We start from the raw sequence: 14,936 nt of genomic DNA on the forward strand, positions 1-14,936 counted from the left end.
ATCATGGAGGCATGAGCGAGAACAGCACCGAGGTCGACGTCATCGTGATCGGTACCGGCCCGGGCGGCGAGGCCCTGGCCACCCGTCTGGCCAAGACCGGACTGGAGGTCGTGGCCGTCGAGTCGCGCCTCGTCGGTGGGGAGTGCCCCTACTGGGGCTGCATCCCGTCGAAGATGTTCATCCGCGCGGCCAACGCCCTGGCCGAGGCGCGGCGCGTGCCCCAGGTCGCGGGCACCGCGACGGTCGAGCCCGACTTCTCGCTGGTCGCGAAGCGGATCCGCGAGGAGGCCACCGACAGCTGGGACGACACCGTCGCCGCCGACCGGCTGGCCGACGCCGGCGTCACGCTGGTGCGCGGCCACGGCCGGCTCGCGGGTGCGCGGACGGTCGAGATCGAGGCGACCGACGGATCGCGGCCACGCTTCACCGCTCGACGCGGCGTGGTGCTGAACCCCGGCACGCGACCGGCGGCGCCGCCGGTCGACGGCCTGGCCGACACCCCCTTCTGGACCAACCGGGAGGCGCTCGAGACCGAGCACCTGCCTGCGTCGCTGGCCGTGCTCGGCGGCGGCCCGATCGGGCTCGAGCTGGCCCAGGCGTTCGCCCGCTTCGGCTCGGAGGTCACGGTGCTGCAGCACGGCCCGCGCATCCTCGCGCCGGAGGAGCCGGAGGCCTCGGAGGTCCTGACCGGCGTGCTGCGCGCCGAGGGCATCACGGTCCTGACCGACACCGAGGTCTCCACGGTCACCCACGACGGGTCGACGTTCGCGGTCACGCACGGCGACGGGACGCTGCAGGTCGAGCAGCTGCTCGTGGCCGCGGGCCGCACGCCCAACATCGACGACCTCGGGCTCGACACGGTCGGGATCGAGCCGGGCCGCTCGCTCGACGTCGACGACGCCCTGCGCGTCGCGGGCCAGGACGGTCTCTGGGCGATCGGTGACGTCGTCGGCCGCGGCGCGTTCACCCACGTCTCGATGTACCAGGCGCAGCGCGCGGGCTCGGACGTCCTCGGCGAGGACCTCCCGCCCTACGACGAGTCGCTGCCCCGCTCGACCTTCACCGATCCGGAGGTCGGCGGCGTCGGCCTGACCGAGAAGCAGGCGCGCGACCGCGGGATCGACGTCCGCACCGGCGTCGCGCCGCTGAACGAGAGCAGCCGCGGCTTCGTGCACGGGCCGGGCAACGAGGGCGTCGTCAAGGTCGTCGTCGACGTCAAGCGCGGCGTGCTCGTGGGCGCGACGTTCGTGGGTCCTGCGGGCGGCGAGTCCGTCTCGGGCCTGGGGGTCGCCGTGCGCGCCGAGGTCCCCGTCGAGGTCCTGCGCAACAGCATCTACGCCTACCCGACCTTCTGGCGCGCCGTCGAGACCGCCCTCGCCGACGCCGCGGAGTAGCCTCGCGCCAACCACCGAGATGTGTCGAGTTTGGGCCCGTTTCCGGACCGAAAGCGGGCGCAAACTCGACACATCTTGGCGGGCCGGTCAGCGGCGGCGGGCTCGGGCGCGGAGGGGGCCGACCAGGCGGGGACCCGCCAGGCGCTGCTCGAGCTTGCGTGACTCCCGACGGAGCGGCTGGGCCACGTACTCGCCCAGGATCGCGCCGGCCGACAGCGCCAGCGCGACCGCAGCCGCCGTCATCAGCGCGATGATGCCCGTGACGTCGTCGTCGGCCAGGAGCGAGAGCGCCCGGTAGATCGACAGGCCCGGGAGCAGCGGGATGATGCAGGCCGTGATGACGACGAGCGGCGGGACCTTGACCCAGCCCGCGACCCAGTAGCTGATCAGGCCGATCACGATCGCGGCCAGTCCCGCGGCCGCCGCGCGTCCCACCCCGTGCTGCAGCGGCACGAAGTACACCCCGGCCGCGAGCGCCGCCAGCAGGGCGATCGGCAGCACGACGCGCTTCGGCGAGTAGGCCGTGAACGCGAAGCTCCCGGCCGTGATCGCGGCCCCCGCAGTGATCGTCGGCAGGTCCGACAGGCCGGAGGCGCCGGGCACGATCTGCACGTCGACCCCCAGCGCACCGCCGATGCTGAGGCCCGCGGCGACGCCCACGATGATGCCGGCCGTCGCGATCATGACCTCGAGGATGCGGGCGTTCGCGGTGATGTAGAACCCCGTCAGGGCGTCCTGGATCGCGCCGATGAACCCCTGCCCCGCGAGCAGCATGATGATGCTCGCCGTCACGACGATCGACGGGTCCACGGGCACGTCCAGGGCGCGCAGCACCACGGCGAACGTCGTGGCCAGCACGCCGCCCGCGACCTGGGCGTAGAAGAACGGCAGCCGCATCCGCGCCATCTTGCGCTGCAGGATCTCGATGCAGGAGCCCGCGACCGCCGCGATCAGCAGCACGATCCAGTCACCACCGAGCAGCAGCGCCACGCCCGCGCCGGTCAGGCCGGAGCCTGCGGTGATCGCCCAGCGCTTCCGCGGGTGGCCCGACGACGCGATCCGCGCCATCTCGGTCGCCGCGTCCTCCCGGGTCATCTCGTCGGCCAGCAGCTGCGAGACCACGTCGTCGACCGCGGTCAGGTCGGCGAAGTCGGTCTCGCGGTGCGTCACGTGCCGGGTCAGCGCCAGCACCGGCTCGTCGATGCTCGCCTGGTGGCTCAGCGTCAGCGTCGTGAACGTGACGTCGACCAGGGTCTGCCGCAGGCCGAGGTGGTGCGTGATCGACGACATCGTGGCGGTCACGTCGGCCGCGCCCGCACCGTTGGACAGCAGCATCTCGCCCACGCGCAGGGCGAGGTCGAGCGTTCGCTGACGTTCATGGATCTCGGACATCCCGTCCATTGTGCGTGGCTATGCTCAGCCCCATGTCAGCGTGGGTGGAAGACGTGCTGGGAGCCGGCTACGAGCAGCGGACCCTCGACCTCGGCAGCGATCCGGACGGCGAGGGCGAGGTCGTCGCGACGCTCGTCCGCGCGACCCCGCCGACGACGCCGAAGCGGGCGTTCCTGTGGGTCCACGGGTTCACCGACTACTTCTTCCAGACCGAGCTGGCCGACTTCTTCACCGAGCGCGGTTACGCGTTCTACGCGCTCGACCTGCGCAAGTGCGGCCGCTCCACCCGGCCGGGGCAGACGCCCCACTACGTCTCCGACCTGGCGCTCTACGACGCCGAGCTCGACGAGGCGCTGCGCATCGTGCGGGAGGAGACCGGCGAGATCGAGGTGCTGCTCGGCGCCCACTCGACCGGCGGCCTGATCGTGCCGCTGTGGCTGTCGCGCCTGAACGCGACCCCCGGCGGCTCGCGCGAGGCCGGGATCGTCGGCATCGTGCTCGACGGACCCTGGTTCGACCTGCAGGGTGCGGCGTGGATGCGGTCGATCGGCACCCAGGTCATCCGGGCCGTCGCGCAGGTCCGACCGCTCGAGCGTCTCAAGCTCCCGCCGGGCGACGCCTACGGCTCGAGCCTGCACGTCAGCGCCGCCGGTGAGTGGGACTACGACCTCACGTGGAAGCCGATCACCGGCTTCCCGGTCACCTACGGCTGGCTCAACGCGGTGCGCCGCGGCCACGCGATCCTGCATCGCGGGCTCGACATCGGCGTCCCGTCGCTCGTCCTGCGGTCGAATCGCACCCGGTTCGCGCGCAAGCACGGCCCCGACACCGACGTCAGCGACGCCGTGCTCGACGTCAAGCAGATCGCCCGCTGGGCCGGCTGCCTCGGCGACGCCGTCACGTCCCTGCCGATCCCCGGCGCGCGTCACGACGTCTTCCTGTCGCAGGCCGAGGCCCGCGCGGCCGCCTATGCGGCGGTCGACCGCTGGCTCGGGTACGCCGGACTCACCTGACGCCAGGATGGGTGCCGTGCTCCACTCCTTCCACCTCGCGCGGGTGCCCGCGGCGGCCACGGCCCGCGCGATGGCCCGCCGGCCGGTAGCGCCCGGCCTGCGGCTCGCGGAACCGATGGCGCAGATGCGCCTCGGGGCGCCCGTGGTCTCGCCCGACCGGATGCAGCTGAGCCGCATCGCGATGTTCGCCGCCTGGGACGACGAGGCCGCGCTGGAGCGCTTCCTCGAGCGCGAGCCGCTCGGACGCCGCCTGGCCGGCGGGTGGCACGTGAGGCTGGAGTTCGTGCGCCGGTGGGGGTTCGTCACCGAGGTCGGCGACCTGCCCGAGGTCGCCAGTCGCAGCGACCCCGACGAGCCGGCCGTGGCCTTCACCCTGGCCCGGATGCGACTTCCCGAGGTGCCACGGTTCCTGCACTGGGGTCGGCCCGTCGAGCGCCTCGTCCGCGACCACCCCGGCACGACGCTCGCGCTCGCAGCGGCCCGACCGCCCCGGTCGATCGCGACGTTCTCGATCTGGCGCACGGCCCGCGACATGACCGGCATGGTCTTCGGCCGCAGCTCCGGCGAGCAGACCGGGGACCCCCGCCGTCACGCTGACGCGATGGCCGAACGGGAGCGCCGCGACTTCCACCACGAGTTCACGACCCTGCGGTTCCGCCCGCTGAGCGAGCACGGGAGCTGGGAGGGACGCACCGCGATCGTCCCGGGGGCAGCGGGCGGCTGAGGAACCCCCTTCGAGGCTCGCTCGTCCCTCGCTCGCACCTCAGGGGGCGGGAACCGTCCGCTCGTCCCCCACCACGCACCTCACGGGGCGGGAACCGTCCGCTCGTCCCTCGCTCGCACCTCAGGGGGCGGGGGGCCTGCAGGTTCCGCGCCCTGAGGTGCGACGAAGGAGCCTCGAAGGGCACACCCCCGCCACGCGACTCAGGGGGCGGTCGGCACGGCGGCGTCGAGCTCGGCGAGGCGGGCGACGACGTCCGCGAGCACGCCCGGCTCCGGGGCGCTGGCGTCGTCGATCGTCTGCGTCGGGACCGACCCGCCGGAGGCGACGTAGGTCAGGAGCGCGCCCAGGTCGACCAGCGCCGGGAGCCGGTTCGCGAGCTGCAGGACCGGCAGCACGAACGCGGCCGGCTCGGCGCCCGTGAGCTGGCGGTAGGTCTCGTCGGCGATGGCCTTCATGCCCGAGCGGAACGGGTGGTAGCTGATCGCGGCGGTCGGCTTGACGGTCGCTCCGTTGACCCACGCCGCGTCCCCGGCGCACGCGTCGTGGCCGGCCGAGGCCGCGTACATGTCGACGTACTCGGCCCCCTGCGCCGCCGCGGCCTCGCGGAGCGACGTGTTGAGCGCCTGGTGCACCGTCGTGCCCCAGGCGTAGTCGCCCTCGGCGAACGGGACGTCGGCGCACGTGCCGGACTCCGGGAGGATGTGGAGGTAGTTGACCACCACGATCGTGGCGTCGGGGGCGCGTTCGGCGATCGCCGCGAGGGCGGTCTCGACGTTGCCCCGGATCGCCTGCGCGTCGCGGATCTTGGTGTCGACGCCGTCGACCGTGAAGTGGTCGCGGCACGGGCTGGACGCGTCCGGCTGCTCGGCCGCGAGGGCTCCGCACTGGTCGATCATCTCGCCGAACAGCCCGAAGTCGTTGCCGCCGATGCCGAGGGTGACGAGGTCGGTCTCGGGCGTCACGGCCAGGAGCTGCGGCGCGTTCTGGTTCTCCGGCAGGCCCGCGGGGAGGTTGCCGGTCTGCGACGTGAAGAGGTGCTCGGTGCGAGCCGCGGAGCAGCTGACGTCGGTGAACGTGCGGACCTTCAGGTACGACGCGAGGAACGCGGGGTAGTTCGAGCTCGAGCGGACGCACCCGAGCGGGCCCGGCGTGGGCAGCGGGATCAGCGGGCCGGCGGTGTAGGAGTCGCCCAGCGCGACGTAGTCGATCGCGTCGTCGGGGCTCACGACCGGGTCCGCGGAGGCGGGCGCGGCGGCGGCGAGCCCCACCGAGAGGACGAGCGCAGTCAGGGTCGCGGCCACTCGGGTGCGCATGGGTCTCCTCACGTCGCGCCCCGTGGTTCGCGGGCGCCCACCCGGTACAACGCGCGACTGTGACGGGGGTCACGCCGAGGCGGTTCCGGGCGGTGCACAGCGATGGTGACCGCGTCGGTGCCCGCGGCTAGGCTCACGGGGTGGACGCGCCCCTCGCTCTGTACCGCCGCTACCGGCCCGAGACCTTCGAAGAGGTCATCGGTCAGGAGCACGTCACCGACCCGCTGCGGCACGCGCTCGGCAACAACCGCGTCAACCACGCGTACCTGTTCAGCGGCCCGCGCGGCTGCGGCAAGACCACCAGCGCCCGCATCCTGGCCAGGGCGCTGAACTGCGAGAAGGCGCCCATCTCCGACCCGTGCGGCGAGTGCCAGAGCTGCCGCGACCTCGCGCGCGGCGGGCCCGGCAGCGTCGACGTCATCGAGATCGACGCGGCCAGCCACGGCGGTGTCGACGACGCCCGCGACCTGCGCGAGCGCGCGTTCTTCGCCCCCGTCAGCAGCCGCTACAAGGTCTACATCATCGACGAGGCGCACATGGTGAGCCCGCAGGGCTTCAACGCGCTGCTCAAGCTCGTCGAGGAGCCGCCGCCGCACCTCAAGTTCATCTTCGCCACGACCGAGCCCGACAAGGTCATCGGCACGATCCGGTCGCGCACGCACCACTACCCCTTCCGGCTCGTCCCACCGAAGACGCTGGGCGACTACCTCAACCAGCTCTGCGCCAGCGAGGGCGTCGCGCTCGACGCCGCGGCGCTGCCCCTCGTGGTGCGCGCCGGCGGCGGCTCGGTCCGCGACACCCTCAGCGTGCTCGACCAGCTCATCGCGGGCGCCAGCGACGAGGGCGTCACGTACCGGCTCGCGGTGCAGCTGCTCGGCTACACGCCCGACTCGCTGCTCGACGAGGCCGTGGGCGCGTTCGCGGCGCGCGACGGCGCCACGTCGTTCGGCGTCGTCGACAAGGTCATCGAGTCCGGGCAGGACCCGCGCCGCTTCGCCGAGGACCTGCTGCAGCGCCTGCGCGACCTCGTCGTGCTGCGCGCCGTGCCCAACGCGATCGAGGTCGCGCTGCTGGAGGCGCCCGCCGACCGCGCCGACCAGCTCACCCAGCAGTCGCAGTCGTTCGGGCCGGCCGAGCTCGTGCGCATCGCCGACCTGGTCGACGCGGCCCTGACCGACTTCCGTGGCGCCACGGCACCGCGCCTGCTGCTCGAGCTGCTGTGCGCCCGCATCCTGGTGCCGGGCGCCGACCACGCCACCGAGGGCTACGCGGCCCGGCTCGACCGGTTGGAGCGTCGCCTCNNCTCGACGCCGGCGGCACCCCGCCGCCGGCTCCCGCTGCCGCTGCGCCCGCAGCACCTGCCGCGGCTCCTACGCCGACTCCCGCTCCTGCTGCCGCGCCGGCGCCGGAGCCGACCCCGGAGCCCGAGCCGCAGGCCGTCGTCGAGCCCGTCCCGACCCCGGCCGTCGAGCCGGAGCCGACCCCGGAGCCCGTGCCCACTCCCCAGCCCGCGCCCGAGCCCACGCCCACTCCTCAGCCGACGCCCGCGCCCGAGCCGACGCCGGTTCCGGAGCCCGCCCCGGAGCCCGAGCCGGCTCCGGTCGCCGCAGCGCCGGGCCAGCTGGGCGTGGCCGACGTCCGCCGCCTGTGGCCCGAGATCCTCGAGGCCGTGCAGGGCATCCGACGCTTCGCCTGGATCCTGCTGGGCCAGAACGCCCACGTCGCGGGCCTCGACGGCGAGGTCCTCACGATCGCCCTGGTCAACCAGGGAGCACGCGAGTCGTTCCACTCCAGCAAGTCCGACGAGATCCTGCAGCAGGCCGTGCACCAGGTCATCGGCACGCGCTGGCGCATCGAGTCGATCATCGACGCCGGCGTCGCGCAGAAGGAGCAGGAGCGGCGCGAGCAGGCTCCGGCTCCCGCAGCACCCGAGCCCGTTCGCCCGGCAGCGTCCCCCGTGCCGGAGTCGGTCCGCGCGGCGCTCGCCAACCCGACCGTCGCGACACAGCGGGTCAACCCCGACGCTCATGCCGACCCGGGCGACCCGGTCGTCCACGAGTCCGACGAGGACGTCGAGGCGATGCTGAGCCGCGAGCTCGGTGCGGAGATCATCGATGACGACGCCGCGGGACCCCGCTGATCCCGGACCGGCCAGTCGACGACGTCTCGACCTGACCGCCTCCCCCACCGAGGTCCTCCGACGCCTGCGGCACCGCAGACGTCCCGTCGCCCTGATCGGTGCGTGGCACCACGGCGACGCCCTCGTCGCGGTCGACCCGGTCGCCGACCTGGCGCCCGACGCCGACCCGTTCGAGCTCGGCATCGAGCCCGCCCCGGCCGACGGCACGTTCGGCGGCGGCTGGATCGGCCGGTGGGGCTATCGCCTCGGGCAACGCCTCGACGACGCCAGCGGCGCATCCCCGGCCCCTGAGGTGCGAGGAGGGACGACGAGCCTCGAAGGGGCCACCTTCGACACCGGACCCCGGAGGCAACACCGCCCCTACCCGCAGCCCGACCACGTGGTCGGGCACTACCGTCACGTGCTGCGCCGCACCGGCGGTCACTGGTGGGCCGAGTCGCTCGACGGCCCCAACGCGCTGGACGCCTTCGTGGCCGACCTCGCGGACGAGCTGGCCGCCACGGCGCCGCCGCTGCCCTACGCCGTCACGCCCTTCTCACCCGTCCCGGAGCCGGCCGCCCACCAGGCATCGGTCGCGCGAGTGCTCGAGCACATCGCTGCGGGCGACGTGTTCCAGGCCAACCTCTGCCAGCGCCTCGAGGCCCAGCTCGAGGGCGATCCGCTCGACGTCTTCTGCGCCGGGGTCGAGGCCCTGCGGCCGGCCTACGCCGCCTTCGTCGGCTGGCCCGACGGGGCGGTGGCGAGCCTGTCGCCCGAGCTGTTCCTGCGCCGCACGGGCCAGGAGGTGCTGACCTCGCCCATCAAGGGCACGGCGCCGCTCGACACCGATCCCGACGAGCTCGTGGCCTCGGCCAAGGACCGCGCCGAGAACGTCATGATCGTCGACCTGATGCGCAACGACCTGGGCCGCGTGTGCGAGCCGGGCTCGGTCCGCGTGCCGGCGATCGCGCGGGCCGAGCGCCACAGCGTGTGGCACCTGGTGTCGGACGTCGTGGGGCACCTGCGCTCCGGGGTCACGGACGCCGACCTGCTGCGGGCCACGTTCCCGCCCGGCTCGGTCACCGGCGCCCCGAAGATCCGGGCGATGGAGGTCGTCGCCGACCTCGAGCCCACCGCCCGCGAGGCCTACACGGGCGCGATCGGCCACGTCAGCCCGCACGCGGGCCTCGAGCTCAACGTCGCGATCCGCACCTTCGAGTTCGCCCGCACGGCTCCGGGCACCTGGGCTACCTGGCTCGGCGTCGGAGGCGGCATCGTGGCCGACTCCGACCCGGAGGCCGAGCTCCGCGAGTGCTTCACCAAGGCCCTCCCCCTCCTGCACGCCATCCACGCCGAACTACCGCTCGCGAGTGGATTCCCGCCCCCTCGCGAGTGGATTCCCGCCCCTCCGCGAGTGGATTCCCGCCCCCGCGACGAGGCCGTGTTCGACACCGTGCTGGTCGTCGACGGTGATCCGGTCGACCTCGACGCCCACCTCGCACGGCTCGACGCCAGCGTGAGGTCACTGCACGGCCGCACCGTCCGCGCCGGCCTGGAGGACGCGGTGCACCGCAAGGCCCGCGGTCTCGTGGGCCGCCACCGTCTCCGCATCGACGCGGTGCCCGACGGCAGCGGCGACGTCGGTGTCAGCCTGACCGTCGCCGAGCTGCGCGACGAACCCGCGCCGTGGACCCTCGACGTCCAGGTCGTCGCCGGCGGATGGGGCGGCCACAAGTGGGCCGATCGCGAGGCCCTCGCCCCGGTGACACCGGGGCGCGACCGCCTGCTGGTCGACACCGACGGCTCCGTCCTCGAGACGGCGCGGGCGTCCCTCTTCCTCGTCCGCGACGACGGCGTGCACACGCCTGCGCTCGACGGCCGCCTCCTGCCCGGCACCGAACGCGCCCGGGTCGTCGAGCGTCTGCGCGCCGCCGGCATCCCGGTGCACCAGCACCGCCTCACCACCACCGACCTGGCCGGGGCGTCCGAGGTGTTCGTGACGAACGCGCTGCGCGGCACGGTCCCGGTGGTCGAGGTGCCGGGAGTCGGACGCTGGGAGGCCGGCCCCGTCGCCGCGCTGCTCGTCAGCCGCACCGAGCTCGCCGAGGCACCCCGCCCTCCGCGCGCTGACGCCGCGCGCGTGCTGTTCGTCGACAACTACGACTCCTTCGTCTACAACCTCGTGCAGTACGTGGGCGAGCTCGGCGCCGAGGCCGAGGTCGTCCGCAACGACCGCGGCGACGTCGGCGACCTCGTGGCGAGGCGGCTGGCGGGCGAGTTCACCCACCTCGTCGTCTCGCCAGGTCCTGGCTCCCCCGCCGACGCCGGGATCAGCGCCGACCTCGTCCGCCGACTCGGCCCGAGCACCCCCACCCTTGGCGTGTGCCTCGGGCACCAGGTCATCGGCGAGGTCTACGGCGCCCGCGTCGTGCGCGCCCCCGAGGTCGTCCACGGCAAGCCGTCGCTCGTGCACCACGGCGGCACCGGCGTGCTCGCGGGCCTGCCCAGCCCGCTCACGTGCGCCCGCTACCACTCGCTCGTGATCGAACCCGACACCGTGCCCGACCAGCTCGAGGTCACCGCCCGCACGGCCTCGGGCGTGATCATGGGGGTGCGGCACCGCGTGCACCCGGTCGAGGGCGTGCAGATGCACCCCGAGTCGATCCTGACCCACCGCGGCCACGACATGCTGGCGACCTTCCTCGCCGGCCCACCCCACCGGAGGACCCCATGGACCTGAGCCTCACCGACGAGCAGCGCGACTTTCAGCGCACCGCACGGGCCTTCCTCGACCGCGAGGTCGTGCCGTTCCGCACCGAGTGGGACCGCCGCGAGTCGGTCGACACCGCGATCATCCCCAAGCTCGGCGACCTCGGCTTCTTCGGTCTCACGATCCCCGAGGAGTACGGCGGGGTCGGCGGCGACTACACGACCTACGTCCTCGCGGCGGAGGAGCTCGGCCGGGCCGACTCCTCCATCCGCGGCATCGTGTCGGTCTCCGCCGGGCTGTTCGGGTCGTCGGTCCTGCGCCACGGCACCGAGGAGCAGAAGCAGCGGTGGCTGCCGGGCATCGCCACCGGGCGGCTCCTCGGCTGCTTCGGCCTCACCGAGCCCGGCCACGGCTCCGACGCCGGCAACCTGCAGACCCGCGCCGTGCTCGACGGCGACGAGTGGGTCCTCGACGGCGAGAAGATCTTCATCACCAACGGCACGTGGGCCGACGTCGCCCTGGTGTTCGCGCGCACCGACGGCCCCGGCGCCCGCGGCGTCTCGGCGTTCCTCGTGCCCACCGACACGCCCGGCTTCGTCCGCACCGAGGTCACGGGCAAGCTCGGCCTGCGCGGCCAGGCCACGGCGTCGCTGTCGTTCGACGGCGTCCGCGTCCCGGCCGACGCGCTCCTGGGCGAACGCGGCGAGGGCTTCAAGATCGCGATGAAGACGCTCGACAAGGGCCGCGTCACGATTGCCGCCAGCTGCGTCGGCATCGTGCAGGGCTGCCTCGAGGAGGTCGTCGCGTACACGACGCAGCGCGAGCAGTTCGGCCGGCCGATCGCGTCGTTCCAGCTCGTGCAGGACATGATCGCCGACATCTCGGTCGACGCCGACGCCGCGCGGCTGCTCACCTGGCGGGCTGCCGACCTGATGAACCGGGGCGAGCCGTTCGGCACGGCGGCGTCCAAGGCCAAGCTGTTCGCCTCCGAGGCCGCGGTGCGCGCGGCGAACCTCGCGGTGCAGTCATTCGGCGGCTACGGCTTCATCGACGAGTTCCCCGTGCAGAAGTACCTGCGCGACGCCCGGGTCATGACGCTGTACGAGGGCACGAGCCAGGTGCAGAAGCTGTTGATCGGCCGCGCGGAGACCGGGATCAACGCCTTCACCTGATTCTGGCCGCCGCGACGCGCGCCGAGACGGTTCCGGTGGGCCCGGACCCGTAGGCTGACGGGGTGTACGACGGCGTGATCCAGGACCTCATCGACGAGCTCGGACGGCTGCCGGGCATCGGTCCGAAGAGTGCGCAGCGCATCGCGTTCCACCTCCTCGACGCCGACCCCGACGACGTCCGACGTCTGGCGACGGTCCTGACCGACGTCAAGGCCAAGGTGCACTTCTGCGCGATCTGCTGCGTCGTCACGACCGACACCGAGTGCCGCATCTGCTCCGACCCGCGCCGCGACACCACGGTGCTGTGCGTCGTGGAGGAGAGCAAGGACGTCGTCGCGATCGAGCGCACCCGCGAGTTCCGCGGTCGGTACCACGTGCTGGGCGGCGCGATCAGCCCGATCGAGGGCGTCGGCCCGGAGAACCTGCGCATCAAGGAGCTCTACGCCCGCCTGAACGACCCGGCGATCACCGAGGTCATCATCGCGACCGATCCGAACCTCGAGGGCGAGGCCACGGCGACGTACCTGATCCGCTCGCTCACGACCTTCGGCATCAAGGTCAGCAAGCTGGCCAGTGGCCTGCCGATCGGCGGCGACCTGGAGTACGCCGACGAGCTCACGCTGGGCCGCGCGTTCGAGGGCCGCACCTCCGTCGTGCAGGCCTCGGCGCCCTCCTCCTCCTGACCTGGGGCGGAAACTCACTCGCCGCAGGGCGGGAACTCACTCGCGGAGGGGCGGGAATCCACTCGCGAGCGGTAGTGCGCGGGGGTTTCTAGAGTGGGGGGATGGATCTCGAGCTGCGCCACCTGCGGATCGTGGGCGCGATCGCCGCGTCCGGCAGCATCACCAAGGCTGCCGGGGAGCTCGGGATCGCCCAGCCGGCTCTCACGGCGCAGCTGCGCCGGATCGAGCGACTGCTCGGCGGACCCCTGTTCGAGCGCGACCACCGCGGGGTCCGGCCCACCGCCCTCGGCGACCTGGTGGTCTCCCGGGCGGCGCTGCTGCTGCCCGCGGTGAACGGCCTCCTGGAGGACGCGGCCCGCCTGACCGAGACGAGCCGATCGGCCGTGCCCGACCAGGTCGCCCTCGGCTCGTCGACGTCCTCGATCCTCGCGCCGCTGATCCGGCGACTCACCGAGACGGCCCCCGAGCTGACCGTCAGCACCACCGCGTCGTGGTCGGCCGACGACCTGGCGGGCGAGCTCGCCGCCGGCCGCCTCGACTTCTGCGTCGTCGGCGTCTGCGGCGGATCGGGGCCGCCGCCGGGCGACGACCTGGAGTGGCGCACGTTCTCGGTCGACCCCGTGTTCGTCCTGCTCCCGGAGGACCACGCGCTGGCCCGCCAGACCGAGGTGACGCTGGCCGACCTCGCCGACGCCGAGTGGGCCGCCACCCCCGGCGACGGGTGCTTCGAGACGTGCTTCCACCAGGCGTGCCTGCGCGCCGGGTTCACCCCGCGAAGCCTCTACGTCGCCGACGCCGCGAGCTGCATCGAGCTCGTCGCCTCGGGCACCGCCGTCGCCCTGTGCCAGGCCACCCGCACGCTGCCCGGCCTCGTCACGCTCCCTCTGAAGGACGTCCCCCTGCGCTGGATCCACATGGTCGGCTGGCGTCCTGCCTCGGCGGCCGCGGGCCTCGCGCCGGCCGTGCAGCGCAGCGTCGAGAAGGCGCACGCGGACCTGGTCGCCCGCAGCGAGGTCTACTCCGACTGGCTCGACGACCACCCGGAGTTCGGCGTCGCGTCCTGATCGCCCGGTACGCGAGGCCATTCGCGGCCATAACACCGGCGATATGCCCTGGCCGGTATTTCCCGGCGGCCCCTGCGGCTGTCTAGCGTCGACCCAAGCCCTCGGGGGGCTTCGGGGAAGCCGGCACCAGTGCCGACTTCGTCGCTCGGTGCACACGGCAATCGCCGGGTGCAGGAGACGGCTCGCCGGTGATCCCGGCGTCGTCACGACGAAGGAGAGACCAGTGGCATCACGTCCCACCCGCATCGGAGCCGTCCTCGGCTCCCTCGCGGCCGCAACCGTCCTGACCACCACCGCCCCGGCCAGCGCGCAGGGGCCCGACACGGCTCCGGCCGCCGACTCCGCCGCCACGGTCGAGGCCGCCCTGGAGCGCGACCTCGGCCTCTCGCCCGCTGCGGCCGAGACCCGGGTCGCCGACGAGGCCACCGCGGCCCAGGCCGAGCAGACGGCCATCGCCCAGCTCGGCAGCTCCTACGCCGGTTCCTGGTACGACGCCGAGCGTGCCGTGCTGGTCGTGGCCGTCGCCGGCCCCACCACCAAGGCCGCCGTCGCGAACGCCGAGACGGTCTCGGTCGAGCACGCGGGCGCCGAGCTCGACTCGGCCAAGGAGGCGCTCGACGCCGCCGCCGCGTCCGCGCCCGACACCGTCGCCGGCTGGCACGTCGACCCCGCGTCCAACCAGGTCGTCGTCACGACGCGCGACGTCGCCGCGGCCGAGACGTTCGTCGCGGGCAGCGGCGCGTCGCCGGAGCTCGTGACGGTCCAGCACGCCCCGGAGAACCCGCAGCCGCTCGCGGACGTCGTCGGTGGCGAGGCGTACTTCATCAACAACAGCTCCCGCTGCTCGGTCGGCTTCGCCGTCCGCGGCGGCTTCGTGACCGCCGGCCACTGCGGCGCCCGGGGCGCCCGCACGACCGAGCCGACCGGTACCTTCCAGGGCTCGAGCTTCCCCGGCAACGACTACGCCTGGGTCAGCACGCCGAACGACACCCCGGTCGGCGCCGTCGACAACTACGCCGGCGGTCGCGTCGCGGTGAAGGGCTCGACGGAGGCACCGATCGGATCCTCCATCTGCCGCTCCGGATCCACGACCGGCTGGTACTGCGGCACGATCCAGGCCCGGAACTCGACGGTCAACTACGCCGAGGGCTCGGTCACGGGCCTGATCCGCACGACGGTGTGCGCCGAGCCCGGCGACTCGGGCGGATCGGCGATCTCGGGCAACCAGGCCCAGGGCGTCACGTCGGGCGGTTCGGGCAACTGCCGCACCGGCGGCACGACGTACTTCCAGCCGGTCAACGAGATCCTCTCGGTCTACGGGCTGACGCTCCTGACCTCCTGAGCACGACAGG

General features: G+C 73.5%; 11 protein-coding genes. 9 read left to right on the forward strand and 2 right to left on the reverse strand.

The window, feature by feature from the left end; genetic code table 11:
- Positions 1 to 11: 11 nt before the first annotated feature.
- The gene (locus tag ABD127_RS15700; protein ID WP_344203199.1) at positions 12 to 1,394 is read left to right on the forward strand and encodes a dihydrolipoyl dehydrogenase family protein; all 1,383 of its coding nucleotides are present in this window, start codon (positions 12 to 14) and stop codon (positions 1,392 to 1,394) included.
- Between the two features lie 87 nt (positions 1,395 to 1,481).
- Here ABD127_RS15700 and ABD127_RS15705 read toward each other — a convergent pair whose 3' ends face one another.
- Positions 1,482 to 2,786: a threonine/serine exporter family protein gene (locus ABD127_RS15705; RefSeq protein WP_344203201.1), complete on the reverse strand. Its 1,305-nt coding sequence runs from the start codon at positions 2,784 to 2,786 to the stop codon at positions 1,482 to 1,484.
- Between the two features lie 32 nt (positions 2,787 to 2,818).
- On the opposite strand from ABD127_RS15705, the gene ABD127_RS15710 reads away from it, so the two are divergent.
- Positions 2,819 to 3,799 carry an alpha/beta hydrolase gene (locus ABD127_RS15710; RefSeq protein WP_344203203.1) on the forward strand — a complete coding sequence of 327 codons (981 nt, stop codon included), beginning with the start codon at positions 2,819 to 2,821 and terminating at the stop codon, positions 3,797 to 3,799.
- 16 nt (positions 3,800 to 3,815) lie between these two features.
- The gene (locus tag ABD127_RS15715) at positions 3,816 to 4,523 is read left to right on the forward strand and encodes a hypothetical protein (protein ID WP_344203204.1); all 708 of its coding nucleotides are present in this window, start codon (positions 3,816 to 3,818) and stop codon (positions 4,521 to 4,523) included.
- A gap of 200 nt (positions 4,524 to 4,723) precedes the next feature.
- Here the strand turns inward: ABD127_RS15715 and ABD127_RS15720 are convergent, their stop codons facing one another.
- A complete protein-coding gene (locus ABD127_RS15720; protein ID WP_344203206.1) occupies positions 4,724 to 5,836 on the reverse strand; it encodes an SGNH/GDSL hydrolase family protein in 1,113 nt (370 codons plus the stop codon).
- Positions 5,837 to 5,976: 140 nt separating this feature from the next.
- On the opposite strand from ABD127_RS15720, the gene ABD127_RS15725 reads away from it, so the two are divergent.
- The 6 genes from ABD127_RS15725 to ABD127_RS15750 all read left to right on the forward strand — a co-directional run bounded on the left by ABD127_RS15725 (position 5,977) and on the right by ABD127_RS15750 (position 14,926).
- On the forward strand, positions 5,977 to 7,923 hold the full coding sequence (locus tag ABD127_RS15725; protein ID WP_425545832.1) for a DNA polymerase III subunit gamma and tau: 1,947 nt from the start codon (positions 5,977 to 5,979) through the stop codon (positions 7,921 to 7,923).
- 27 nt (positions 7,924 to 7,950) lie between these two features.
- Positions 7,951 to 10,695 carry a chorismate-binding protein gene (locus ABD127_RS15730; RefSeq protein WP_344203207.1) on the forward strand — a complete coding sequence of 915 codons (2,745 nt, stop codon included), beginning with the start codon at positions 7,951 to 7,953 and terminating at the stop codon, positions 10,693 to 10,695.
- On the forward strand, positions 10,686 to 11,837 hold the full coding sequence (locus ABD127_RS15735) for an acyl-CoA dehydrogenase family protein (protein ID WP_344203209.1): 1,152 nt from the start codon (positions 10,686 to 10,688) through the stop codon (positions 11,835 to 11,837). The genes ABD127_RS15730 and ABD127_RS15735 overlap by 10 nt, the downstream gene beginning before the upstream one ends.
- Before the next feature lie 62 nt (positions 11,838 to 11,899).
- The gene (gene recR, locus ABD127_RS15740) at positions 11,900 to 12,520 is read left to right on the forward strand and encodes a recombination mediator RecR (protein ID WP_344203211.1); all 621 of its coding nucleotides are present in this window, start codon (positions 11,900 to 11,902) and stop codon (positions 12,518 to 12,520) included.
- A gap of 101 nt (positions 12,521 to 12,621) precedes the next feature.
- Complete coding sequence (locus ABD127_RS15745; RefSeq protein ID WP_344203213.1) at positions 12,622 to 13,584, forward strand: LysR family transcriptional regulator; 963 nt, start codon at positions 12,622 to 12,624, stop codon at positions 13,582 to 13,584.
- A gap of 223 nt (positions 13,585 to 13,807) precedes the next feature.
- Positions 13,808 to 14,926, forward strand: a complete 1,119-nt coding sequence (locus tag ABD127_RS15750; protein WP_344203215.1) for a S1 family peptidase — start codon at positions 13,808 to 13,810, stop codon at positions 14,924 to 14,926.
- Positions 14,927 to 14,936: the final 10 nt, after the last annotated feature.

The sequence above is a fragment of the Aeromicrobium alkaliterrae genome (genome assembly GCF_039529015.1).
Lineage (GTDB): Bacteria > Actinomycetota > Actinomycetes > Propionibacteriales > Nocardioidaceae > Aeromicrobium > Aeromicrobium alkaliterrae.